The organism is Acidobacteriota bacterium (assembly GCA_016196065.1).
GTDB lineage: Bacteria > Acidobacteriota > Terriglobia > Terriglobales > Acidobacteriaceae > Acidiflorens.
On the sequence record JACPYL010000025.1, the window covers coordinates 1 to 23,578 of the forward strand.

The window sequence follows — 23,578 nt, forward strand, 5'->3', positions numbered from 1 at the left end:
AAACCGGTCATGAACTTGATATCGTCCATCGCAAACACGTTGGTCGGATCGACCATCGCGATGGTGAGCGACGCGCCTACGCGGCTGAGCGGGAGAATCTGGTAGCGCTTGGCGGTTTCATACGGGATCAACTTGACGACAGCAGGATCGATTTCGAAATAGGAAAGATTGATGGCGGGCACGCCGTACTGGCGAGAAAGGAAGTTGGTGACGTCCTCGTCGGAGAGGAATCCCAACTTGACGAGCGCCGACGCCAGACGGAGATGCGCTTCCTTCTGGAGTTTGGTCGCTTGTTCCAACTGCTCGGAAGTGATGACCTTTTCTTTGACGAGCAGGTCGCCCAGCCGTTGCGACATATCTCTCCTGTTTCCCGCGAACCTGGGGGGATGCGAAGCCGCTGATTTCCGAAGGGATCAGCGGAGGGTTTTTCGCACTGACACAAATTGTCAACGCAATGGGTAATTCCAAAAAGTAACTTAGGTACCTGTACTCCATCGCAGAAAGCGATTGACCGCGCCAGTCGAGGCTCTTCTAGCCAGAAACACACGATTCACGCCTCCATCGAAGAGCTCCAGTACATGATCTTTAGTGCATGCGAGGAACGATCCGGCAACATGTTTCGTGAGGACGCCCGAGCTACGGACCTTTGGCGAACACAACCGGTCTGCGCAGGCACTCTTAAGAAAATGCCGGGGGTATGATGCTGAGAATGAATCGAATCCTGCTGTGCATTGCATGCTGCTCGTTGGCGATAGGATCGGCGTCATCCCAAACGCTGCGGGAATCTGCCGCGCGCGCAGGCGTCCTGATAGGTACAGCGGCTCAGCCCGAGCAACTGACCGAGCCATTGTATGGAGCAACCCTGGCGCGCGAGTTCAGCATGCTCGAGCCGGAAAACTCTCTAAAGTGGGAAGTGGTGCATCCGAGCGAAGACAAGTTTGATTTCTCGCAGGGCGACCGGCTCGCGGCGTTTGCAGCTGCGCATCAGATGAACGTTCGCGGTCACACTCTGGTTTGGCATCAACAGAATCCTCCATGGCTGACGAAAGGGCAGCGCACTCCGGGCCAACTGGCCAAGCTTCTGGAGGAGCACATCAAGACTGTTGTCGGCCATTACCGCGGCAAGGTGTTTGCCTGGGACGTAGTGAACGAGGCCTTCGATGAGGGCAAGAACGAGGGAAAATTGCGGAGCACGCTCTGGTATGACCAGCCGGGCATCGGCATGTCGGACAAGGGAACCTCCTACATTGAGCAGTGCTTCCGGTGGGCGCATGCGGCGGATCCCGATGCGCTTCTCTTCTATAACGAGGCGGGGGGAGAAGTCATGAACAAGAAATCCGACGCCGTCTATGCGATGGTGAAGGATTTCCGGCAACGGGGCGTGCCGATTGACGGAGTGGGGCTACAGATGCACATTCATCTTCATCCCGATGTCGAGTCCATTTCTGCAAACATCGCGCGCCTCACCGCACTGGGCGTGCAGGTGCACATTACCGAGTTGGACATAGCGCTCCCCGTGGATGCGGAGGGCAAAGCCAATCCTGCCGACCTCCAACTGCAAGCCGACACCTATCGCCAGATTGCCTCAGCCTGTCTGGCGCATAAGGGCTGCAGTGCGATCCAGACCTGGGGATTCACAGACAAATACTCCTGGATCCCGTGGTTCTCGAAGCACACGCAAGGAGCGGCGCTGCTGTTCGATCGTGGGTATCGGCCGAAGCCCGCCTATGAGTCGCTGCGGAGTGTGCTGAACCAAAAGCATCGTTAGGCGATGGTCGTTTGTCGTTAGGTTCCGGACGCCTACAGCAACGCAACTCCTTACAATGGCCCACCAGCAACCAGCTCCGCCGCGCTCTATAATGGGCCACGCGACCTGTGCCCGATCCGATTCCAAACCGCGACGAACGCAAGACCTCCGGCCGCCTCAAGGCCGTAATCACACTGGCGGTCGCGGCTTTTCTGCTCTTGGTGGTCCTGGTTTCCCAAGGATCCTTCAACCTGAAATTCATCAGCCCCGACAGCAACCAGCAGCTCCTTTTCTTCGTCGCGCTCTCGGCTCTGATCTTTCTGCTGTTTGTTTTTCTTTCCGTAGTATTGGCGCGCAATCTTCTCAAGCTCTGTGCGGAACGCCGCATGGGCGTGGCAGGATCGAAGTTTCGTACCCGGCTGGTCGTGGTCAGCCTGCTGCTCTCCATCCTTCCAGTGATTGTCATGTTTTGGTTCTCTTACGGATTGATGAACCGTTCGATCGACAAATGGTTTTCCCAGCCGGTCGAAGAGGTACGTGCGGACACGGCCGCAATGGCATCGTTGATTTCAGCCTATGCCGGTCAAAACGTGACCACGGAAGCGCAATCGATCGCACAAACGGAAGAGGTCCAGAAAGGATTGGACAGCGGAAATTTTTCGGCGGTGCAAGGAGAACTCCACGAGCATATAGCGACGTTGCAGGGTGGATTCGTGATCGCCCTCACCAACGGGAACATTGTAGTGAGCCTTTCAATGCCGATGTCGTGGATCGAGATCAAAGACAGGTTCCCGCTGCAAGCAGCTTTGCGCGGAGAGCATCCACACTTCCAGTGGCAACAGATGGATTACATGGTGGGAGCGGCGAAGGCGGGAACACACACGATTGTCGTTGCCATGCCGTTGCCTGCGAAGTTTGCAGAGACCGAAAAACAGATTCAGGAAAGCCAGCAGCGCTACATCGAACTGGCCAAGCAACGCAAACTCGTGCGCCGGACGTACATCGGTTTTCTGTCTCTTCTTACGGTGCTCGTGCTTTTCGCTTCGACCTGGCTGGCACTTTTCTTGTCGAAACTGGTGAACCGGCCCGTGGCTGCGCTCGCGGCAGGGACGGAAGCAATTTCCAAGGGACAACTCGACTATCGCGTCGATATTCGCGCGACCGACGAACTGGCGGAACTGGTGCAGTCGTTCAATAGTATGGCGGAGCAGCTGCAATCCAGCCGCACCATGATTGAAGCGTCCAGCCGCGATCTCGGAGCGGCTAACGAAGCACTCGAACGACGCCGTCGCTACATCGAAACCATCCTGGAGAGTATCCCGACGGGCGTGATTTCGATCGACGCCTCGCGCCGCGTGACGTTGGTGAATGCAGCGCTGTTGCGGATGTTCTATTCCGACCGGCCGGACCATACCAACCCGTCAGCCCTGACTGGCGAGCGCGTGGGAGACGTTTTGCCGGGCGACATGCTCGACGATCTCGAACCACTCCTGCGACGCGCCGACCGCATGGGAATGACGGCTTCCAACCTGGAGCTGACAACTCCGCACGCGAAATTGAATGTGGCAGTTACCGTGTCTGCACTGGCCCATGGCGCGCAACGCCTGGGATACGTGCTTGTGTTTGAGGACCTCACGGACCTGCTGCGCGCGCAGAAACAAGCAGCGTGGAGGGAAGTTGCCCGCCGGGTGGCCCATGAGATCAAGAATCCATTGACTCCAATCGCGCTCTCCGCGGAGCGCATTCAGCGCCATCTCGGACGCGGCGGCGTTCCTGACGAAGCTTCCCAGAAAGTGATTCTCGCGTGCGCGGAAACCATCGGGAACGCGGTCGCCACGGTTCGGGAACTCGTCGATGAATTTTCTGTGCTGGCTCGCTTCCCCGCTTCTCATCCGCAACCCGCCAGTCTGAACCAACTGGTGGAGAGCGCACTCACGATGTTTAATGGAAGATTGGATGGAATTCGTGTGCACACCGAACTGTCTGCGGACTTGCCAAGCGTGATGGCCGATCCGGAAGCGATCAAGAGAGCGATCGCGAACCTGGTCGACAATGCGGCCGAGGCCATGCGGGACACCATGGTTCGCGAAATCAGAATTTCGACCGCGCTTCTCGCCAGCCACGACACGGTGGAACTGGTCGTGTCCGATACTGGCCACGGCGTGTCTCCTGAAGTCAAGGAGCGGCTCTTCCTTCCTTATTTTTCCACCAAGCAGCGCGGCACAGGACTAGGTCTCGCGATTGTTGGCCGGATCGTGGAAGATCATCACGGGTCGATTCGAGTGGAAGAAAACAAACCCATGGGCAGTCGCTTTATAGTGGAGTTGCCAATAGCGATTGAATCGATCAGCACTCCGGCAGCAAGTTAAGCATGGCGCAAATTCTCATTGTGGACGACGAATCCGGGATCCGCGAATCCCTTACGGGCATTCTCGAGGACGAAGGCTACCAGGCCGCTGCAAGTCCGAGTGGAGAGGATTGCCTTGAACGGCTGGGCAAATCCAGCTTCGACGTCGTCCTGCTCGACATATGGCTGCCGGGGATGGATGGACTGGAAGCACTCGAGAAAATTCGCGCGCTTGAAGATCCACCGGAAGTGATCATGATCTCAGGCCATGGCACGATTGAGACGGCGGTTCGCGCGACCAAACTCGGAGCCTACGATTTCGCGGAAAAGCCGCTCTCGCTGGAGAAAACTCTCATCCTGGTAAAGAATGCCGTCGAGGCACGGCGCCTGCGGCATGAGAATCGCGATCTCAAGAAACAGTTGCAGGTAAAAAGCGTAATCGTTGGCGATAGCGTGCCCATGAAAGCGTTGCGCCAACAAATTGGACTGATGGCGCCGACCAACGGACGCGTTCTGATTTACGGCGAGTCTGGCACTGGCAAAGAGTTGGTCGCGCATGCCATCCACATGCAAAGCCTTCGCAAGGACGAAACTTTCGTCGAGATCAACTGCGCAGCCATCCCTGAAGATCTGATCGAGAGCGAATTATTCGGTCATCGCAAGCTTTCTTTTCCGGGAGCAACTGACGACAAAGAAGGTAAATTTCAAAAAGCGGATCGCGGGACACTGTTTCTGGACGAAGTCGGCGACATGAGTTTGAAAACGCAGTCCAAAGTGTTGCGGACACTCGAACAGCAAAGATTTACGCCGGTGGGCAGCGACGATGACATCACGGTCGATACGCGCGTGATTGCGTCGACGAATAAAGATCTGGAAGAAGAAATTTCACGCGGAAACTTTCGCGAAGACCTCTTCTACCGGCTCAACGTGATTCCGTTTGTCGTGCCGCCGCTGCGCGAGCGAAAGGAAGATATCCCTCTCCTCGCGCGACATTTCATGAAGGAATTTGCGTCTGCCTACGGGCGACGCCTGCGCGAAATTACCGATGAAGCCATTTCCGTTCTGAGCCGCTATTCCTGGCCAGGCAATGTGCGTGAACTGCGCAACGTGATCGAGCGAATCGTGATCATGAATCCGACGACCACGCGCTTCGAGCGCAAGCACTTGCCGCCCTTGGTCTATCGCGACGGCAGCCGCCGGGCCGCTGGCACCGAGGGCTCGACACTGCACCAGGCACGCGCCGCTTACGAGCGCGATTACATCCTCAAGAAACTCGACGAGAATCACGGCAACGTAAGCCGCACTGCGGAAGTGCTGGGGCTGGAGCGAAGCCATCTGTACCGGAAGATGAAGAGCCTGGGAATCGCAGCTAAAGAATGAAAAGACAGGTGTCAGAAAAACAGGTGTCAGGTCCTAGTTGTCAGGTGTCAGGAAAAACAACATCACGCTCGCTTAGCAGTGCGGAAGGACAATCTGAAGTAGTTTTGGTTTTTCCTGAGACCTAACACCTAATACCTGAGACCTGTCTCTACCTTTTGATCATATGAATCTCGGTTCCGTTTTTGTGGAACCGGACTTCATCCATCAACTGGTTGATGAGGTAGATGCCGCGGCCGTGGTTGGAAAAGATATTGTCGCCCGCACAGGGATCAGGAATCTTGCTGACATCGAAACCGGGACCGGGATCGCGCACCACAATCAACATCCCGTGAGTTTCGTCGCAGGCTACATCGCATTCGATAATTTTTGTGGGATCGGAACTCGCGCCATGCACCACCGCGTTCGACAGCGCTTCCGCCAACGCAAGCTCAATGCTGTCCTCGCGCCCTTCCGCGCATTTCATTTCCCGGACCACGTTCATGACGCTCTGCACCACGGGATCGACGGCCTTGCGGTCAGCGCAAAGTGTCACACTGAGCTTCAGGACCAGCTTTTGTGAGTCAAAGTTACAGCCCGGCTGTTGTGGATCGGTCGGTGAGGAAGAATCGGACATAGGTGGCTGGAGCGTTCTCATCTCGGGCCTCATGCTGCAAACTGCCACTATTAAGATGCAAAAGGCCGTTCTGCGATTCTAGGCATTCGGGGACAGAGTTGCAAATATTCTTATGGCCAGGGATTCGCCCTTTAGGGTCTAGACTTTAGCTTTCTTGAACGTCCAGTTTTCGGACACTTCGGGCATGTTCTCGGGCCGTACCGGCCCGGCGATCTGCTCCAATTGCCGCCGCCAATCCAGTTCTTCCACGAACTGCCGCGACTCACGCCATCCCGGCTGCACTTTCACGAAGAGTTCGAGGTAGACCTTCGTGCCAACCATTTTCTCGATATCCATGCGGGCGTGCGTCCCAATCGTTTTCAACATGGAGCCGCCCTTGCCCACCAGAATCGCCTTCTGGCTTGGCCGATCGCAATAAATCGTCGCCGCGATGCGCGTGAGTTTCGCGCCCTCTTCATATTGATCCACCATCACCGAAACCGCGTGCGGAACTTCTTCGCGCGTCTGAAACAGGACATGTTCGCGAATTGATTCCGCAACCATGAAACGCAGGGGCTGGTCCGTGACCTGATCCTCGGGAAAGTAGCGCGGGCCCTTTGGCATCGCTTTCAGAACATATTGCAGGAGTTCGTCCAACCCTTTTTTTCGCAACGCGGAGATGGGAATGATTTCCTTGAAATCGTGCAGTGGCTGGAACTTTGTGATCAGTGGCAACAGGTCGCGCTTGTCGGCGAGCAAGTCGATCTTATTGAGCAGCAGGAAGACAGGAGTGCCGGATTTTTTGACCAGATCGAGAACCACCACGTCCTCGTCCGACCATTTGCGCCTGGCGTCGACGATCAGCAGGATCAGCTGGCATCCATGCAGAGCTTCCTGCACGTCGGACATCATCTTGCGGCCTAGCGATGAATCGGGACGGTGCACGCCGGGCGTGTCGATCAGGACGATCTGTCCGGCATCGCGCCCCTTTTTCACGGGGACGTTGATGATGCCAAGGATGCGGTTGCGCGTGGTTTGCGGCTTGGGCGAAATGATGGCAATCTTCTCGCCGACCAACGCGTTCAGCAACGTGCTCTTGCCCGCGTTCGGGCGTCCGAGAATACAGGCGAATCCGGAGTGGAAGGACATTGATGCAGCTCTTAGCTCCTGGCGTCTAGCGTTCAGCTCAGACACTATGAGAACACGTTTTCGCGGGAAGGGACAATCATGGGGTCAGCGACAGCGGACTTCCAAGTCCTAAACCGTCATCGAGATCCTAGTGCGCGGCGCGCCTTGGAGAAATCGCCAGTGCGGCTGGTCCAGTTACTGGCCAGGGTTGCGAGGGCCCAGATGACGGCGAAGATCAGGAAAGGCTTGCTTGCCGGTACGCGTGCACGCCACGCACAGACCGCGCCCAGAGTCGGAACCAGCGCCGAGGAGGTTACGCCTGCCGACCACATGATTGCTTTCGCCATCGGGCTCGCAGCCTGCATTGAGACCTTCTCCGTCTGCACGCCGAAAAACGGGAGACGTTCGAACACCCATCGCAGTACTCCGGGATACGCTTCCGGATTGCCGGTCCCACCAACCGTGTAGAAGGCGAAGCGAATACCGACGAGGCGCCCGACAAACCAATGTGCGATGCCGTGGCAGAAGAAATAGAGGAGTATCCAAGCCGAGGTCATGCCGGCGATAGCCAATGGCTTTGAACTGGCCGAACGCGCTGCGGCGAGAGCACCGCCTGCCGCTACGATTCCGGCAATTTGCAGGATGTTTCCTGCCGGAACTGACAGACGGCCAAAGACATTCCTCTTGGGAAACGGATTCTGATTATTCATGGATGGCCTCGAAGCGCGCGGCTCGAAGCCCGCAGCCTATATCTCACATCAACTTCATCTGCTTCGGCTCGACGGCGGTAATCCGAACGCGTTCGACTTTGCGGTCAGTTGAGTCGAGCACTTCGAATTTTAGAGTGTCGTCTTCGACGATCTCGCCACGTTTTGGAATTCGTCCGGCTAGTTCGCTGACCAGGCCCGCGATCGTCGCCGACTCGCGGCCTTCGGGACGCACACCGAACAGTTCGTCCAATAAATCGACATCGAGATTGCCCGGCACAATATAGGACCGGTCACTTTCGCGAACAACCTGCGCCTTTTCGTGTTCGTCGCCAATTTCTCCGACGATTTCTTCCACCAGGTCTTCGATCGTTACCAGTCCAGCGACGCCACCGTATTCATCGACAACAATTGCCATGCGGTGGTTACTGCGCTGCATTTCACGCATCAGATCGCTGACCAGTTTGCTTTCAGGCACGAAGTAAACATCCCGCCGCATCAGGGTATCGACCGTGCGCGTGTGGGCTTCGGAGTCGGGGACCTGGAGAATGTCCTGCGTGTGGAGAATGCCTTTGATGTTGTGGATGGAAGTCTCGTAGACGGGAATGCGCGAGTAGGGCTTGGCTTTCAGCTGTTCGATCACTTGCTCGACTGTCGTCGTGATTGGGACGGCAACCATGTCGGGGCGCGCTTTCATGGCGTCGCGAACGATCTTGCCGCTGAATTCGACAACCGATTGAATCAGGTCGCGATCGCCTTCCTGAAGAATGCCTTCTTCCTGACCGGCCTCGATGAGCGCGTCGACAGCTTCGGCAGGCGTTTCGGGCACGGCGTCTCCATGTTCGCGAGTCAAAGCGGCGACGGACTGACAGAATCCCAACACCAGCGTGATCGGCAGAATCAGATAAATGAGCAGCCGCAGAGGCAGGGCAAACTGGGACAGCCAGCGTCCAGTGGTGCGAGAGAAAAATACGAATGGCAATAGCCGGTTGAATACGATGATGATGAGAATCAGCGTGAGCGTGGCTTCCAGAACGGCGTAAACGTCCCATGCCCGCTCGCGAAACACGGTGAAGCCGACGATCATCGCGATCGCCGCCATGATCAACTGGGAGAGAATGGCCATCGAAAGCGCAGCGCGCTCGCGGCCGACTCCCAGGCGCGGCTCGACCACCTGCTCGAAGGAATCGATGTTGTCCTGAAATTCTCGGGAAAGAAACTTGCCGATTTCCTGGTACACGCGGTCAACGTACGAGACGAGTGTCAGCAGCGCGATCAGTAAGACGAGTGCAAGGCCGGCACCGATCATCTGTGCCTCCGCCGACTTGACGGCTGCGTCGCTCTTTCAATCAAGCCGACGGGAAGACGTAATTCACGGCGCAATTTCTCTTCTCGACGGGCCATCTTCCCATTGTCGCGTTCATGATCGTATCCATGCAGATGCAGGATCCCGTGAAGGATGAGAATCTTGATTTCCTCTGCGGCTGTGTGTCCGAGAGTGCGCGCATTGTGAGTCGCGATTTCCGCGGAGATCGCAATGTCACCTGCGTACTTTGGTTTCACATCGAGCGGCGCAGGGAATGAGAGGACATCGGTGGGCTGATCTTTGCCACGAAAGCTGCGATTGAGCTTCTTGAGTTCCGCGTTCGTCGTGACCATGACATTGACGGCAGTGCGCAGTCCGGCGGCGCGACGGGCGCGCGTCACAAAGCGGTCGAGCGCCAGCTCGGTGACACCCACAACGCGTTTTTGGAGAATGACCAAAGTGGTCTTGATACCTGATGCCCAACTAACATTTCAAGGAACTAATTTTATCCGCCGCTACTGCGACATACGATACATCAAAAGCAAAAAAGGAGGGCCCGTTCCGGCTCCCTCCTCGGATGACTCTGACTGACTAATCGCGGGCACGCGGAACGACGGATTGCGGTCCAGACGATATTGCGGATCCACTGTCGGGCTTCCCGTTATTGCCGTTCGCGGCCGCTTTCGGCTCTGGGATAGCAGGCTTTGGGTCCAGCAGCGACATCTGCGGTCCGGCCTGCCTGGTTTTGAAATCGTCGTAGGCGCGAATGATGCGTTGCACCAGGTGATGCCGGACAACATCGGTATCATCGAAATGGACGAAGGCCAGCCCGCTCACGTCTTTCAGGATATCGATCGCTTCGAGAAGTCCGCTGCGGCGCGCGTTCGGCAGATCGATCTGCGTCACGTCTCCGGTGATCACCGCCTTGGATCCGAATCCCAGACGAGTCACGAACATCTTCATTTGTTCGGACGTGGTGTTCTGCGCTTCGTCGAGGATGACGAATGAATCGTTCAACGTGCGTCCGCGCATGAAGGCGATCGGCGCGATCTCGATTACGTTCTTCTCGAGATAGCGCTCCACGCGTTCGGGATCCATCATGTCGAAAAGCGCATCGTAGAGTGGGCGCAGGTAAGGATCGATTTTTTCCTGTAGCGTTCCCGGCAGGAATCCTAGACGCTCACCGGCTTCAACGGCCGGGCGCGCCAAGATAATGCGATTGACCTGCTTATTCAGCAGAGCCGAGATCGCCATCGCGACCGCGAGATAAGTCTTCCCTGTTCCGGCCGGTCCGACACCGAACACCATGTCGTGGTTTTCGATGGCATCGAGGTAGCGGCGTTGGTTGGGGCTCTTGGGCTGCACGGTGCGGCGCCCGGTAGAACGCTGCCGTCCGGCTTCGGCGAGTCCGCGCAAAGTTACGTTGGGATCTCCGACCACCACGCGCAACATGCTGTTCAAGTCGCCGTTCTGAAACTGGTAGCCGCCGCGGTACAGCTGGTCGTAGTCGGCGAAGAGCTGCTCGGCACGCGCTACATCTCGAGGAGCGCCTTCGAGATCGATATGATCGGAGCGCAGGTCGATGTTGATGTTGAGACCATCTTCGAGCAGGTGCAGATTCTCATCACGGGTGCCGAACAGGGTCACGAGGTTGGGACTGATCTCAATACTTTTCTTCATTCAGGGTCGTGGATGCCGCCTTCCGCAGCTTGGGGCTCGCTTTTGGATGTGGTTTCCCGGTATCAGGTATGTCAGTGCTGCCGGTTTTTGCAGGCAAAGAAATTTCTCTGAAGTGGGACCGACCGAAACGCGCGCCAGCAGGGCGCGGATGGACATCATTTGAGTTAAGCGTAGCGCGGGCAGGGCGAGGGAGTCAATGGCAGGAAACAGCTGGCCTGAAGATCGAGGGCATCGCCATTACACAAACAACCCAGCCCTGCTCTGTCCTCTGTCCAATTACTCACCTTCTGCCGCTAACAACCAGAACGCGGACATTCCCAGCCCACAAACAAGCGCATGCCACCGCAACGGACCGGATCGCCACACACCGCCGATGGCAAACAAAATTCCGGAGAGGGAAAGCAAAACTCCCCATCGAAATATCCTCAGGAGCAATGGATCGTAATAGGGAAAGTGATGAAGCTGAGCATAAGCAGCGAACGAAACGGCAATGACGGCTGAGGCGGTTGCAAAAATGAATCCGAGCAATGACAGAATCGCCGGAACGCTGCGCTGCTCCTGCTGGCGTGCCCATCTTGTCCAACCCCAGATCAGCGCAACTGGCGTCACCAAATAACCGAGTGCCATCAGGATTGCAAACATGATCTGAACGGATATGCGCACGCGGAGTACCTCTGGCCGTATTGTAGGCCCGGCCTCAGGATGTTGGCGTTGCACTGAATCGTGCGACGCGATTTCGTTCGTCTCTTACTTCTCAATGGAAATGACCGTCACCGACTTGGGCTCCAACGTCAGAGTAAGGTTGCCATTCATCACTTTCCCCGTGATGGGCTTCGGCACGACGATGCTCGGCACTGCGAACGTGTTGACGCTATCCACCTTGGGTGCGGTCAGTGTCTCCCCGGTGGCTGATTTGGCGGTGATTCCGGGCATCGTGACCTCGATCTCGATTGGCTGATTAGGATCGAGATTCGTGATCTCCAGCCATAGCTTGCCATTTGCATCCTTCGCGGCGAGGACATCCACTCGCGGTAGTCGCATGTCGCCCTGGCGATAGGTGCCGGCGTCGAAAGTTACGGGGACAAACGTGGCTCCCTGAAATGGCAGATACATCTTGTAGGTGTAATAGGTTGGGGTCAGGACCATCTTTTCCTTGTCGGTCAGGATCATCGCCTGGAGCACGTTGATCATTTGCGCGATGTTGGCCATGCGTACTCGGTCAGCGTGGCGGGCAAAGATGTTCAAGTTCAGGGCGGCGAGGATCGCGTCGCGCAGGCTGTTCTGCTGCACAAGAAATCCAGGATTGCTGCCCGGCAGCGGCGCGTACCACGCGCCCCATTCATCCACGACGAGCGCCACCTTTTTGTCGGGATCGTACTTGTCCATGATGGCTGAGTGTTTGGTGATGAGGTCGTCCATCTCCAGCGTGGATTTGAGAATCTGGCTGTACTCGGCCTCTCCGAATCCTACGGAGGCATACGACGGCGGCCACTTCACTACCGTGTAACTGTGCATGGAGAGGCCGTCAATATCCCAGCTCCAGGTGTGCTGCTGATAGGCCTTCATGATGGTTTCGGTCCAGTCGGTCCAGCGCGGGCCGTCACCGCCGGGGCCAACTGCGATCTTCAGCATCGAACGCTTGTCCTGCTGGTCGGGATTGAAGTTGCGGACGAAGCGGTTGTGGATCTTCATCTGGCTGAGGTAGTAGTCGGGAGTCATGTTGCCGCCGCAGTCCCAGCTTTCGTTCCCGAGGCCGAGATACGGAATCTTGTAAGGCGCGGAATGGCCGTTGGCAGCGCGCTCTTTCGCCAGAGTTGTGGGCTGCGCGGTGGTCAGATACTCGAGCCACTCGGACGCTTCCTGCGGAGTGCCTGAGCCTACGTTCACCGACAGGTAGGCACTCGAGCCGATCTGATCGAGGAAATCCATGAACTCGTGGGTGCCGAACGTGTTCGGCTCGATGACTCCTCCCCAGTTCGGATTGAGAGTTGCCGGTCGCTGCGGGCCGATGCCTTTGCGCCAGTGGTATTCGTCTGCAAAGCAGCCCCCTGGCCAGCGGACGTTCGGGACTCTAAGCGCCTTCAGCGCGGCGACCACGTCGTTGCGAATACCTCGGGTGTTTGGGATCGGCGAGTCTGGTCCAACCCAGATGCCGTCGTAGATGCCGTGTCCGAGGTGCTCGGCGAATTGTCCGAAAATGTTGCGGTCGATTTTTGCGCCGGGCTTGGAGGCGTCGATGGTAATGGTGATCTTGTCGGCGGCGGCGGAGGGTACGATCGCGAGGAGCGCGAGGATCAGCAGAATCGAAAGTCTGACTTGTAATGAGCTTTGACGGCATCCGGGACAGTAGTGAGGCATAGTTAGTCTTCGCTCCTCAGGCACACCACTTTAGCTGGGCGCCCCGGGAGATGCCAGAGGCGCCGACAGTTCTGCGATTACAATCTCAGGCATGAGGCGGTCGACCGCATCCGATCAAGAACTAACTACACCGCCGCCAGTGTCGCTGAGCACCTGTTGGGACAAAGGAAAATGGCACTTCGATGCCCCATCGTTTCCCGCACATTTGCCGCGTAGAGCGGGGTGGGAACACATTTTTGCCTTGCTGCGCTTTCTTGAGGAACGGAAACAGCTTACAGCGGAGGGCAAGGACGAACTGGCGCACGCGAGCGATGAGATCGCTTTGTTGAGTGAACACATCCGAGTGGGCGCTAGGGCGTTCCTTGATCAGAGCTACGGAGCGTATCTGGAGGCTGCGGAAGGCTACGGTCACCCACCACCCTTACAGATCCTTGAAAACGCATGGAACACATATTCCCTTAAATACGATCTTTCCAAGAGACCACGAGCAAACGCATATCAGCAACTGCTTCTGGCTCACTCCCATGACCGCAAGGCTGACGGTTTGCTGCGCTCATTGGGTCGCGTGCCCGATCTGGCGGCACGGATACGCGGAGCCTTGGCGGATGTTCCAGAGGGTGATCGCGGTTTGATCGAGGCCACGCTCGCCGCTCGTGACGCGGCAGACCTTGCCGCCCTTGCTGCTTCATGGCCTGAGCCCGGTATGTTGCTACACGCGTTGCGGTACCTCGACCCTCGCCGGGATGCTCCTTCGCGGCTGCGGGCAGCACTCGTTCTCGCAGATAATCTCCGTATCCGAGATGCTCAGAACACTCATTTGAGTGACTTGGTTTACGCGGTGAATCTCGGCGTAACACCCGAGGCTGAGGCCGCCTGGCGAGCACTATCGGAACTGGAGCGAATTCGTCTCGCCGAAGCGGCGAACTCACTCTTTTCGAACGGCACAGAGACTCACCTAGCGCTGTGCGCGATGCGTACGGTTGGCGACCTGCAATCGCTGAAGCTGATCGAGGAGAGTATTGGCGATAAACGCGAAGGAACAACTCAGTATTCAGACGGACGTATCGAACCTAGCTGGGAGCCAGTCAGGCGTGAAGCGCGCGAGGCAATACGACGCAGGCAGGCGTGATTGGCGCTACCGTCGCGAAACGATTGGGGCGCGTTTTCTAAGCCCCTTCGCGCCGTGCTTCCGGCGCACTTGCCCACACGGCACGGTTCTTTGCCCAGGCGCGCAAGTCGGCAATCTCTTCGGCTCGTGTGATCGAGAGCGGCACCGTGGAAGAAAGCGCGGTCAGCAGGTGGTCGGTCGAGAGGTCTTGCTTTTGCGAGAAGGCCGCGTACAGCGCGGTCTGCACCGCGGATTCTATCTCCGCGCCGGAATATCCTTTTGCCGCAGCGGCAACCTGGTCCAGATCGTAGCCGGCGGGATTGCGTTTGCGCTTAGTGAGTTGAATCGAGAAAATCTGCTTGCGCTCGTCAGTGCTGGGCAGGTCGACAAAGAACAATTCGTCGAAGCGCCCCTTGCGGATCAACTCCGGGGGCAGCACGGTCACGTTGTTACAAGTCGCGGCGACGAACACGGGTGACTTGCGTTCCTGCATCCAGGAAAGAAACGACGCCAGCAGCCGCGACGAAACACCCGCGTCAGCCGAAGCCGAATCGGGGCCGCTGCCGGCAAAGACTTTTTCCAGCTCATCGATCCACAGAACGCACGGCGCCAGGCCCTCGGCGACTTTGAAGACTTTCTGAATGCGCTTTTCTGTCTCGCCGATGTACTTGTCGTAGACGGCCGCGGTGTCGAATTTCACCAGCGGCAGCTTCCATTCTCCGGCGACGGCGCGGGCGCAGAGGCTTTTGCCACATCCCTGCACACCGAGAATGATGACGCCTTTCGGCGGATCGAGACCGAACTCGCGAGCCTGCGGGTCCCACGATCCGCGGCGCTGCGCCAGCCACTGCTTGAGATTTTCGAGGCCGCCGACGCTGGCCATATTGTCGTTGGCGTCGACAAACTCGAGCATCTCGGAGCGCTTCAGCATAGACTTCTTGGCTTCGAGAACATCGGTGACGCAGGCTAAGGTGAGGGCGTAACGCGCTACCAGGGTCTGCGAGATGGCGCGCTCCGCTTCTTCTTCGGTCAGTCCGCGAAGGTTGGCGGCCATGGCGTCCACGCCGGGAGCGTCCAGTTGTAGCTTGAGAGTGTGTGTTCCCGCCATACGCGTATAGGTTTCGCGGATCAGGTCGCGCAGGCGATCGGCATCCGGCAGCGGAAGATCGAGAAACTCAACCAGGCTCGCCAGTTCCGGAGGCATCGGGATCGAGGGCGCTGTGAGAATCAGCGTCCGGCGGTTGGCGGAAAATTTCTGTCCGACATCGCGGAGGCGGCGGACGACCACCGGGCTGTCTAGATGGCGATGGAAATCTTTCAACACAAACACCGCTTCGAGGGTCATCGCTTCCAGGTTGGCAAGCGCCTGCACCGGGTCGGCGGTGTTGTAGATCGCAGCCTTGCTCGATTCAGGAGCGTTGGGATCGGTCGCATGACGGGCCGCGTTGATGCGTGCTTGAAGGTCGGCGACAGGCGCCGTTGCGCCATTGACGCCAGAGCGGACGAGGCCATCGGCAATTGTCCACTCGAACACGGCCATGTTCAGTTCGGTACAGGCCGCTCGCACCAGCGAAAGGGCGCGGACTTCCTCCGCCGTCTCCATCACGATGATCGGAGTCGAAGAATTGATCAGGACCTTGAGTCGTTCGAGCGCGTTCATATCCGTTCGATAGCCTTAGGCTCCCGTAGGATACTGCGCCGTTACGTTACGATCACTTCGCGGTCGAAGGCAGGACAATCGAAGGTAATAACGCAACAAGCCCCACCGATTTCTCTGGCTCTGGCCAAGCGAGAAACGGGTACTGCTCAGACATCCCGGTTATCAGGGGCTACCGTTGCTTCCTGGGCGCAGGAACATTCAAGACTGTCCAGTAGAGGCCAAGATGGAGAGCAGCGGCTGCGAATTGGTCGAAATCGACAGGCTTGACGACATAGCTGTTGGCGAAGTTATCGTAGGCGACCAGCCGATCTTTATCTTCATTCGAGGAAGTAAGAATGACGATCGGGAGATGCTTGGTGCGTTCTTCTGCGCGGACCGCCTTGAGAACATCCAAGCCGCTGAGCTTGGGGAGATTCACATCGAGGAGAACGACTGCCGGCGCGTCCGTCACATCCCTGGCGACGTGTTCGACCCTTCCGAACAGGTAATCAAGAGCCTCGACCCCGTCACACACACGAACGATTGGGTTGGTAATCTTGGCACGATGAAACGCCAGCATTGCCAGTTCAGCATCGTCGTCATTGTCTTCGACCAGGAGAATCACTTGCTGCCGCATTGTCATTGTGGTTTACCCAAAGTGAAAGAAAAAGTGGCGCCCTGGCCAACCGCTGCTGCGACCCAGATGCGGCCGCCGTGTCGTGAGATGATGCGCCGCACGGTCGCCAATCCGATTCCGGTTCCTTCAAACTCAGCATCCCGATGAAGGCGCTGGAATGGCGCGAAGAGTTTGTCCGCGTATGCCATATCGAATCCGACGCCGTTATCCTGGACGAAAAACACATCTTCCTCGCCGTTGTTCTCCGAACCGAACACGACGCGAGCATCCGGCTGCCTCGAGCTGTATTTAAAGGCATTCCCCAACAGGTTCACGAGAACAATGGTGATCAGATGTGTGTCTGCGTTGGTGGAAAGTCCGTCCGCGATCTCAACGGCGGGCTGGCGTGTTGGTTCCCGTTGCTGCAGGTCGACGACCACGTCCCGCGCCAGCTTTGTAAGGCTGAGGGGCTCCCTCCGGAGGGGAGCGCGGCTGACTCGCGACAGATCAAGAAGGTCATTAATCAGGCCCGACATCTTCTGGGCTCCCGAACGGATACGGTGAAGGTAGTGGTCGGCTTGCGGGTCCAGTTTCTTGCCGTACTCATCAAGAAGGGCTTTGCTGAATCCGTCGATCGAACGCAGAGGCGCCCGGAGATCATGGGAAACGGTGTAAGAAAACGTTTCCAGTTCCTGGTTTGTCCTTTCAATCTCCTTCGCCCATTGGTGGCGCACGCGAGAGAGTTCGAGATGGGTCTTTACGCGAGCAAGGAGTTCGGGAGCAGAAAAAGGCTTGACGAGATAGTCATCTGCCCCTGCGCCCAGGCCCTCAACCGTCGATTCCTGTCCGGCCCGGGCGGACAACAGAATCACGGGAACCGTACACGTGCGCGGGTCGTTCCGAAGTTCACGAAGCAGGCCGAGTCCATCCAAGCCAGGCATCATGATGTCGGTCAAGACCAGGTCGGGAGGGGCATCCTGAGCAGCGGCCAAGGCGGCTATTCCGTCTGGAACCGCGAGTACTTCGTAACGCTCGGCGAGCAGGCGGCGGACATAGTCCCGCATGTCTGCATTGTCATCCGCCCAGAGGATTCGAGAGCGGTGTTTGCCATTGATCTTGACCAACCTACCAGGGGTTGACGCGGCATTCGTTACGGCGGAGTCAGTCTCCGGAACGGCCGCTTCTTGTGTTTTGGGTAACCAGTGCATGGCCTCTTCGACGTATGCCGCAGCCCGCGTCGCCGTCGATGCCACGGTCCGCGCGGCGCCGAGGCGGTCCGGCGAAAGGTGTGCGGTTCCGGCGAGGAGGGAGACGGAAAACACGCTGCCCTTGCCCTCTTCGCTCTCGACGCATACCTTCCCACCGTGCAGAGAGACCAATTCTTTTACCAGAGCCAAGCCGATGCCAGTGCCCTCGTGGGTGCGAGACCTGGCGTCCTTTACCCGGTGGAAGCGTTCGAACACACGCGGCAATTCCGCGACAGCAATGCCAATTCCGGTGTCTGCTATGGAGAGCTCTGCATGATCTCCGAACCAACGAAGTTTGACGGTGATGCCCCCTTCGAATGTGTGCTTGAGGGCATTGGAGAGGAGATTGAGGACGATTTTTTCCCACATCTCGCGGTCAACGTAGATGGGCTCAGGCAGAGATAGACAATCGATGTCTAAAGCCAATCCTGCCTTTTCGATTGCCGAGCGGAAGACACTCGCCAATTCGGCTGTGTAAGCCGCCAAATCAGTTGGTTCGTAGCTGGCCTGGGTGCGGCCGGCTTCAATGCGGGAAAAATCAAGCAGGCTGTTGACCAGTTTCAATAACCGCAGACTATTTCGATGCGCCGTCTCCAGGCGTTCGCGGCTGGCGGGCGGCAAGGGATGGTCGCGCTCAGCAAGTTCCTCCTCCAACGGTCCCAGCATCAAAGTGAGCGGTGTGCGGAATTCGTGGCTGACGTTCGAGAAGAAAGCGGTTTTCGCCTGATCGATTTCGGCGAGGGCTTCCGCTCGCCTGCGCTCTTCCTCGTATGCGCGCGCGTTCGCAACTGCGGTGGTTACGCCTGCTGCCAGCAGGTCGTAGAATGCGCGGTACGTTTCATTCAACGGTAAGCGAGTGCTGACACCCGCTACGAGGACAGCCACTGGCCGTTCGCAACCGGGTGGAGTAATGGGCAACGCCAGTGCTTCCTTCAAGGGCTCAGGATACTCACCGCAAATGAGCGGGCCGAATCGGTCTTCCAAGTGAGTGATGTATTGGCTCCGGCCAGAATGCACCGTCTCGGCCAGCGGCCAGGAGGGCTGTTGCGGCATGTTCAGGTCCACCACGGTCGGGCACACAATCGTCCCTTGGGGCAGGCCTGTACACGCGGCGAGCTGAAATTCCTTGCGCTGGGCATTCAGCAAATAGAAGAGGGTAAAGGGAACATCCAGTTGGTCGTCGGATAATGTCTGCGCGGCCAGCGAGCAAGCTTCCTCGATCGTCTGCGCTTTCCCCGCGCGGGCGGCCAAGTCGCGCAAGGCCAGCATGCGGCGCTCGCTCAACATCCGGCTCGTCGTTTCCGTCACGGGGTGGAACAGCCCGGCGACACCGGTCTCGTCACGAATGGGACTAAACGAGAACGTAAAGAACGTTTCTTCGAGGTATCCGTTGCGATCGAGGAACATCCGCTGATTTTCGAGAAAAAATGTTTCTCCGGCGAGTGCATGTTCGAACGCTTCCCCAATGACAGGCCAGGCCGAGGCCCAACACTCACTGAAGTCTTGCCCCATCGCGGTCGGGTGTTTCTCACCGCAGATCGGCCAGTAGCCGTCGTTGTAGATCTGTACATGCTTCGGTCCCCACGCCAGCGAGATGGGAAAGTTCGAGGCCAAACAGAGACTGACGGTCGTCCGCAGGCTCTGCGGCCACGAGTCAATCGGTCCCAGCGGCGTCTGGGACCAGTCCATGGACCGAATCAGCTTGCCCATCTCGCCACCAGCGACAATCCAGTTGTCAGGGCGACAACTGCCTTGACTGGGAGCAGTCGCGAGATTTGCAGGCATAGTGACCATCCGGGGTCCGAGCACACGAGGGTGAATCGATAAATCGAACCCTCTGTTGCTGAGATCGGTCAAATCAATGAGCCAGTTCAGTCAAATCTAGCCTGGCGTTCGTGGAAACGACGCACCAGAAGGAGGCGACCCCGCACTCTGAAATGTCATTGTGGGGAAGAAGGCTCAACCCGGACAATTCCCATCATCCCGGCCGCTCGCAGAAACGCCACCACGAAGGGCACTAAGTATCACAAAGGCGCGCGAAGCTTCGTGGCGCACCTTCGTGTCGTTCGTGGTAAAAACTCGGGCAAGCTGAGCCTACCCCCTCCCCGACTGTTTGACCGGACGCAACTTGCTCCCGTAGAATGTTTGTTCGGTCTACTCCGAATATCTTCCTGGTGGATTCCGGGACAATCGAAGGTAAATAAGCAACATGGCGAATCATTTTTCGGCGGTGAAGCGCGCCCGTCAGACAGAGAAACGAACCACTCGCAATCGCGTGAGCGCATCGCAGTTGCGCGGCGCCTTGCGCGACATGCGCGAGAGCCTCGCAAAAGGCAACAAGACGGAAGCTTCGACCGTGTACCGGGCGACGGTTTCGGCGCTCGACAAGGCGATCCAAAAGGGCGTACTGCACGAAAATACGGCTTCGCGGTATAAGTCCCGCCTTGGCAAGCGTTTAAGCGCTCTGAAATAGACGGCACGACGAAGCATGGGCGGCGCGGTACGTACAATTTCCTTGACCTGCCGCCAGGTTCTGCTACACTAACGTGTTCCTCGGACATACAGGTAGTACTGGCCGTCCTGACGAACCTCCGCCCGCGCAAAGCGCGTCAAATCCCAAGAAACTAGCAACTTTCGCGGTGGGTGTGGCATCTATTTGGGTGACTCTGGCTTTTTCCTTACCAACCCAGCCCAAATGTATTTTGGCCAGCTACCAGGGTAGCCGTCGTCCAGTGGGCGGGAAGATGGAATGCCTTAGTCGCATCAATCCTTACTAGTCAGGAGAACAAAGCAAATGCGCTCTGATCGTGTATTTGACGCAGTCGAGACTTTGCGGAACCGTTACATGCTTTGCCAGTTGGCATCCAAGGCAACGCGCAAGTTTCATCGGCCGAACACTCGCATCCAGGAAACCATGAACCAGGTTTTCGACAAGATCGCGGGCGCGCAGCGCCATGACATTTTGAGTGAACCGGAGAACTTCGCCGAGGCACAAAGGCGGGCTGCTTAGTGCAGTTCCGCCGTGTGCCCACACGGCGGCTTGATCCCCCCGAGAGAATCCCTCCCGAGAAAAATCCATCCCGTAGGTGAATATGACCATCGCAGAACTGAAAGAAAAGAATATTACCGAGCTGACCAAGATCGCCCGATCTCTGGAACTGCCGGGCGCCAGCGGACTCCGCAAACAGGACCTTATCTTCAAGATCCTGCAGGCGCAAAGTGAAAAAGAAGGCCACATTTTCGCAGAAGGTGTATTGGAAATCCTGCCCGACGGCTACGGCTTCCTGCGCTCGCCTGACTACAACTATCTGCCGGGCCCGGACGACATTTACGTGTCGCCGTCGCAGATCCGCAAGTTCGACTTGAAGACCGGTGACACCATCAGCGGCCAGGTACGTCCGCCGCATGAAGGCGAAAAGTATTTCGCGCTGGTGAAGATCGAGGCGGTCAACTTTGAGTCGCCCGACGAAGCGCGGAACAAGATCCTGTTCGACAACCTGACGCCGCTGTATCCGCAGGAACGTCTGAAGCTCGAGACCACCCGCGAGAACATCAGCGCCCGCGTCATGGACCTGCTTACGCCACTTGGCAAAGGGCAGCGTGGACTGATCGTTTCCCCGCCCCGCGCCGGCAAGACGATGCTCTTGCAGAATGTCGCGAACTCGATTACTGCGAATCATCCTGAAGTTGTGTTGATGGTGCTCCTCATCGACGAACGTCCCGAAGAAGTTACGGATATGCAGCGCTCGGTGAAGGGCGAGGTTATTTCTTCGACCTTCGACGAACCGGCTGCCCGTCACGTCCAGGTCGCCGAGATGGTGATTGAAAAAGCGAAGCGCCTGGTCGAGCACAAGCGTGATGTCGTCATCCTGCTTGATTCGATTACTCGCCTGGCTCGCGCCTACAACACGATTGTTCCGCCTTCGGGCAAAGTGCTCTCCGGCGGCGTGGACTCGAATGCGTTGCAGCGTCCGAAGCGCTTCTTCGGATCGGCTCGCAACATCGAAGAAGGCGGCTCGCTCACGATCATCGCTACTGCTTTGATCGATACCGGGTCCCGCATGGACGATGTGATCTTCGAAGAATTCAAAGGTACGGGCAATTCGGAAATCATCCTGGAACGCAAACTGGTTGATAAGCGCACGTTCCCAGCGATCGACATTCAGCGCTCCGGCACGCGAAAAGAAGAGCTGCTGATTCCGAAGGAAGACCTGACGCGTATCTGGGTGCTCCGCAAAGTGCTGAACCCGCTGTCGCCCGTCGAAGCCATGGAACTGCTGATCGAGCGCCTGGCCAAGGCTGGGACTAACAGTGAGTTCCTTGCAAAGATGAGTTCGTTGTAGGTAGAGCGCTGCGGGCTTCGAGCTACGGGCTTCGAGTAAACCTGAGACCTTCGGGTCAGGCTCGAAGCTCGCAGCGTTTCTACTGTTACCTTCGTTCTCTCCTTCGACATTCACTCGTCTATTCCACAGGCAGACCGTGCTAAAGAGGTGCAGGAGCACGGTATGCGGAATTACGTTCTACCTTTGATCTTGTTGTTTGGCACGTCCGCCCTGCAAGCGCAGTCACAACCCCCAGCCAAGGAAGTCGCTCAAACGCAAAACCCGGGCATCGCCCGCGACGCCGAAATCCGTCGCACGGCCATTGCCGACAACTGGGTCGAGCCTCGCGAACGGTTGGCACAGGCGACGCTCAAGAATATTTTTATCGAACGGCAGATCGCTCTGCGTCGCGATACCGAGAAGCTTCTCGCTCTGGCCGAAGAACTCAAGCAGAACGTCGACAAGACGAATCCCAACATTCTGTCCATCGACGTGGTCAAGAAGGCGCAGGAGATCGAGAAACTGGCGAAGAGTGTGAAGGACAAGATGAAGGACGCATACTAACCCCATCGCCTAACACTTAGCCATATCCCCGCATGCGGGAGGGTGTGGCTAAAGGCTCAGTGCCAAAGGCTAACTGCCAGCTGTCGCCTTTCTGTCTGCCCATGCCGCCCAGGGAACGGTAATCCACATCACTAAGGTGCCGAGCGCCAACTGGTGGGTGTCAGTTGGAGGGGGCGCGAGCAGGGCGGCGATCCAACCTAGCGACAACAGTGCTACCAAACTCCAGAGTTGCCAGTTGACTCCTCGAGGGCGTGCCGGATTGGCGCTGAGATAAAGCCAGATTCCTACTCCAAAAATCAGCAATTCAACCGTGATCGATGCGGGCCACGAATTCCACAAACCCATCCCGACCTTGGGGCCGCCGGGCCACAGGGGCAGGTCTGGACGATGAGAAACGTAGTCCAGCACCCAGTGGCTGATCACGAGCGCTGCCAACACCCAGGCTCCTCGAACATAGCGGCGCAGCAAGTAGTAGACGAGTCCGAGGGCGAGTCCCCAGCGCAGAGCCATCGTCAAACTGTGGGAAAAGGGATAGTCGTAGAAGTCCAACGGCTGCACTTTGGTAATGCCCGGCACGACGCGAACATGTTCCATGCCGAACAGCAGAAAAATCGGCCACAGAAAATCGAGGAACTGCGCCGCCAACACCATCCAGCCCAGCGAAGTACGGGGCGCAAGCCGTTTCGCTGCAAAGGCCACGCCGAAATGTCCGATGAACATGGCAACAAATTAGCACGTCTGCCGAAGTCGAAGGAAATCTGAAATCGTTGCGCTTATGTTGCGACCAGCCTCGCCAAGACGCTGACAACAAAGGCAGGCGATTACATTCGTAATCTT

21 protein-coding genes are annotated in these 23,578 nt (G+C 57.4%); 8 read left to right on the top strand and 13 right to left on the bottom strand.

The window, feature by feature from the left end; genetic code table 11:
- A partial coding sequence (locus tag HY010_17865) for a type II secretion system protein GspE (GenBank protein MBI3477602.1) occupies positions 1–356 on the bottom strand: 356 nt, incomplete at its 3' end.
- A gap of 353 nt (positions 357–709) precedes the next feature.
- Here HY010_17865 and HY010_17870 point away from each other — a divergent pair.
- The 3 genes from HY010_17870 (at position 710) to HY010_17880 (ending at position 5,474) form a co-directional block, all read left to right on the top strand.
- Positions 710–1,768: an endo-1,4-beta-xylanase gene (locus HY010_17870; protein ID MBI3477603.1), complete on the top strand. Its 1,059-nt coding sequence runs from the start codon at positions 710–712 to the stop codon at positions 1,766–1,768.
- A 107-nt stretch (positions 1,769–1,875) separates the two neighbouring features.
- Entirely contained in the window at positions 1,876–4,116 is a 2,241-nt protein-coding gene (locus HY010_17875; protein ID MBI3477604.1) for a HAMP domain-containing protein, read from the top strand.
- 2 nt (positions 4,117–4,118) lie between these two features.
- Positions 4,119–5,474, top strand: a complete 1,356-nt coding sequence (locus HY010_17880; GenBank protein ID MBI3477605.1) for a sigma-54-dependent Fis family transcriptional regulator — start codon at positions 4,119–4,121, stop codon at positions 5,472–5,474.
- A gap of 148 nt (positions 5,475–5,622) precedes the next feature.
- Here HY010_17880 and HY010_17885 read toward each other — a convergent pair whose 3' ends face one another.
- From HY010_17885 to HY010_17920, 8 genes are all read right to left on the bottom strand, one after another.
- The gene (locus HY010_17885) at positions 5,623–6,087 is read right to left on the bottom strand and encodes an ATP-binding protein (GenBank protein ID MBI3477606.1); all 465 of its coding nucleotides are present in this window, start codon (positions 6,085–6,087) and stop codon (positions 5,623–5,625) included.
- 138 nt (positions 6,088–6,225) lie between these two features.
- A complete protein-coding gene (gene era, locus HY010_17890) occupies positions 6,226–7,215 on the bottom strand; it encodes a GTPase Era (GenBank protein MBI3477607.1) in 990 nt (329 codons plus the stop codon).
- A gap of 116 nt (positions 7,216–7,331) precedes the next feature.
- On the bottom strand, positions 7,332–7,904 hold the full coding sequence (locus HY010_17895; GenBank protein MBI3477608.1) for a hypothetical protein: 573 nt from the start codon (positions 7,902–7,904) through the stop codon (positions 7,332–7,334).
- A gap of 43 nt (positions 7,905–7,947) precedes the next feature.
- Positions 7,948–9,210 (bottom strand): HlyC/CorC family transporter, encoded by a 1,263-nt coding sequence (locus HY010_17900; GenBank protein MBI3477609.1) that lies wholly within the window; start codon positions 9,208–9,210, stop codon positions 7,948–7,950.
- Positions 9,207–9,665: an rRNA maturation RNase YbeY gene (ybeY, locus tag HY010_17905; GenBank protein MBI3477610.1), complete on the bottom strand. Its 459-nt coding sequence runs from the start codon at positions 9,663–9,665 to the stop codon at positions 9,207–9,209. Before ybeY ends, HY010_17900 begins: the two co-directional genes overlap by 4 nt.
- Before the next feature lie 133 nt (positions 9,666–9,798).
- On the bottom strand, positions 9,799–10,887 hold the full coding sequence (locus HY010_17910) for a PhoH family protein (GenBank protein ID MBI3477611.1): 1,089 nt from the start codon (positions 10,885–10,887) through the stop codon (positions 9,799–9,801).
- Between the two features lie 276 nt (positions 10,888–11,163).
- The gene (locus HY010_17915; protein MBI3477612.1) at positions 11,164–11,550 is read right to left on the bottom strand and encodes a hypothetical protein; all 387 of its coding nucleotides are present in this window, start codon (positions 11,548–11,550) and stop codon (positions 11,164–11,166) included.
- A gap of 84 nt (positions 11,551–11,634) precedes the next feature.
- The gene (locus HY010_17920) at positions 11,635–13,245 is read right to left on the bottom strand and encodes an alpha-N-arabinofuranosidase (GenBank protein MBI3477613.1); all 1,611 of its coding nucleotides are present in this window, start codon (positions 13,243–13,245) and stop codon (positions 11,635–11,637) included.
- Between the two features lie 91 nt (positions 13,246–13,336).
- Here HY010_17920 and HY010_17925 point away from each other — a divergent pair, with 91 nt between their 5' ends.
- Positions 13,337–14,374 carry a hypothetical protein gene (locus tag HY010_17925; protein ID MBI3477614.1) on the top strand — a complete coding sequence of 346 codons (1,038 nt, stop codon included), beginning with the start codon at positions 13,337–13,339 and terminating at the stop codon, positions 14,372–14,374.
- A 37-nt stretch (positions 14,375–14,411) separates the two neighbouring features.
- On the opposite strand, the gene HY010_17930 is transcribed toward HY010_17925, so the two are convergent.
- The 3 genes from HY010_17930 to HY010_17940 all read right to left on the bottom strand — a co-directional run bounded on the left by HY010_17930 (position 14,412) and on the right by HY010_17940 (position 19,640).
- Positions 14,412–16,013: an AAA family ATPase gene (locus HY010_17930; GenBank protein ID MBI3477615.1), complete on the bottom strand. Its 1,602-nt coding sequence runs from the start codon at positions 16,011–16,013 to the stop codon at positions 14,412–14,414.
- A gap of 169 nt (positions 16,014–16,182) precedes the next feature.
- Positions 16,183–16,629 carry a response regulator gene (locus HY010_17935; GenBank protein ID MBI3477616.1) on the bottom strand — a complete coding sequence of 149 codons (447 nt, stop codon included), beginning with the start codon at positions 16,627–16,629 and terminating at the stop codon, positions 16,183–16,185.
- Between the two features lie 2 nt (positions 16,630–16,631).
- A complete protein-coding gene (locus tag HY010_17940; protein MBI3477617.1) occupies positions 16,632–19,640 on the bottom strand; it encodes a response regulator in 3,009 nt (1,002 codons plus the stop codon).
- A 424-nt stretch (positions 19,641–20,064) separates the two neighbouring features.
- Here HY010_17940 and rpsT point away from each other — a divergent pair, with 424 nt between their 5' ends.
- From rpsT to HY010_17960, 4 genes are all read left to right on the top strand, one after another.
- The gene (gene rpsT, locus HY010_17945; GenBank protein ID MBI3477618.1) at positions 20,065–20,328 is read left to right on the top strand and encodes a 30S ribosomal protein S20; all 264 of its coding nucleotides are present in this window, start codon (positions 20,065–20,067) and stop codon (positions 20,326–20,328) included.
- Positions 20,329–20,649: 321 nt separating this feature from the next.
- Positions 20,650–20,865 (top strand): DNA-directed RNA polymerase subunit omega, encoded by a 216-nt coding sequence (locus HY010_17950; GenBank protein MBI3477619.1) that lies wholly within the window; start codon positions 20,650–20,652, stop codon positions 20,863–20,865.
- A gap of 82 nt (positions 20,866–20,947) precedes the next feature.
- Complete coding sequence (gene rho, locus HY010_17955; GenBank protein ID MBI3477620.1) at positions 20,948–22,198, top strand: transcription termination factor Rho; 1,251 nt, start codon at positions 20,948–20,950, stop codon at positions 22,196–22,198.
- A 162-nt stretch (positions 22,199–22,360) separates the two neighbouring features.
- A complete protein-coding gene (locus HY010_17960; protein MBI3477621.1) occupies positions 22,361–22,741 on the top strand; it encodes a hypothetical protein in 381 nt (126 codons plus the stop codon).
- Between the two features lie 69 nt (positions 22,742–22,810).
- Here the strand turns inward: HY010_17960 and HY010_17965 are convergent, their stop codons facing one another.
- The gene (locus HY010_17965; protein MBI3477622.1) at positions 22,811–23,461 is read right to left on the bottom strand and encodes a hypothetical protein; all 651 of its coding nucleotides are present in this window, start codon (positions 23,459–23,461) and stop codon (positions 22,811–22,813) included.
- Positions 23,462–23,578 lie beyond the last annotated feature (117 nt).

Bases quoted from the DNA above. Each gene is read 5' to 3' on its own strand.
- HY010_17940 (MBI3477617.1), bottom strand. From the start codon at position 19,640: ATGCCTGCAAATCTCGCGACTGCTCCCAGTCAAGGCAGTTGTCGCCCT.
- HY010_17920 (MBI3477613.1), bottom strand. From the start codon at position 13,245: ATGCCTCACTACTGTCCCGGATGCCGTCAAAGCTCATTACAAGTCAGA.
- era (MBI3477607.1), bottom strand. From the start codon at position 7,215: ATGTCCTTCCACTCCGGATTCGCCTGTATTCTCGGACGCCCGAACGCG.
- HY010_17925 (MBI3477614.1), top strand. From the start codon at position 13,337: ATGAGGCGGTCGACCGCATCCGATCAAGAACTAACTACACCGCCGCCA.
- HY010_17880 (MBI3477605.1), top strand. From the start codon at position 4,119: ATGGCGCAAATTCTCATTGTGGACGACGAATCCGGGATCCGCGAATCC.
- HY010_17910 (MBI3477611.1), bottom strand. From the start codon at position 10,887: ATGAAGAAAAGTATTGAGATCAGTCCCAACCTCGTGACCCTGTTCGGC.
- HY010_17930 (MBI3477615.1), bottom strand. From the start codon at position 16,013: ATGAACGCGCTCGAACGACTCAAGGTCCTGATCAATTCTTCGACTCCG.
- HY010_17895 (MBI3477608.1), bottom strand. From the start codon at position 7,904: ATGAATAATCAGAATCCGTTTCCCAAGAGGAATGTCTTTGGCCGTCTG.
- rho (MBI3477620.1), top strand. From the start codon at position 20,948: ATGACCATCGCAGAACTGAAAGAAAAGAATATTACCGAGCTGACCAAG.
- HY010_17885 (MBI3477606.1), bottom strand. From the start codon at position 6,087: ATGTCCGATTCTTCCTCACCGACCGATCCACAACAGCCGGGCTGTAAC.
- HY010_17870 (MBI3477603.1), top strand. From the start codon at position 710: ATGAATCGAATCCTGCTGTGCATTGCATGCTGCTCGTTGGCGATAGGA.
- HY010_17960 (MBI3477621.1), top strand. From the start codon at position 22,361: ATGCGGAATTACGTTCTACCTTTGATCTTGTTGTTTGGCACGTCCGCC.
- HY010_17935 (MBI3477616.1), bottom strand. From the start codon at position 16,629: ATGCGGCAGCAAGTGATTCTCCTGGTCGAAGACAATGACGACGATGCT.
- HY010_17950 (MBI3477619.1), top strand. From the start codon at position 20,650: ATGCGCTCTGATCGTGTATTTGACGCAGTCGAGACTTTGCGGAACCGT.
- HY010_17900 (MBI3477609.1), bottom strand. From the start codon at position 9,210: ATGATCGGTGCCGGCCTTGCACTCGTCTTACTGATCGCGCTGCTGACA.
- rpsT (MBI3477618.1), top strand. From the start codon at position 20,065: ATGGCGAATCATTTTTCGGCGGTGAAGCGCGCCCGTCAGACAGAGAAA.
- HY010_17965 (MBI3477622.1), bottom strand. From the start codon at position 23,461: ATGTTCATCGGACATTTCGGCGTGGCCTTTGCAGCGAAACGGCTTGCG.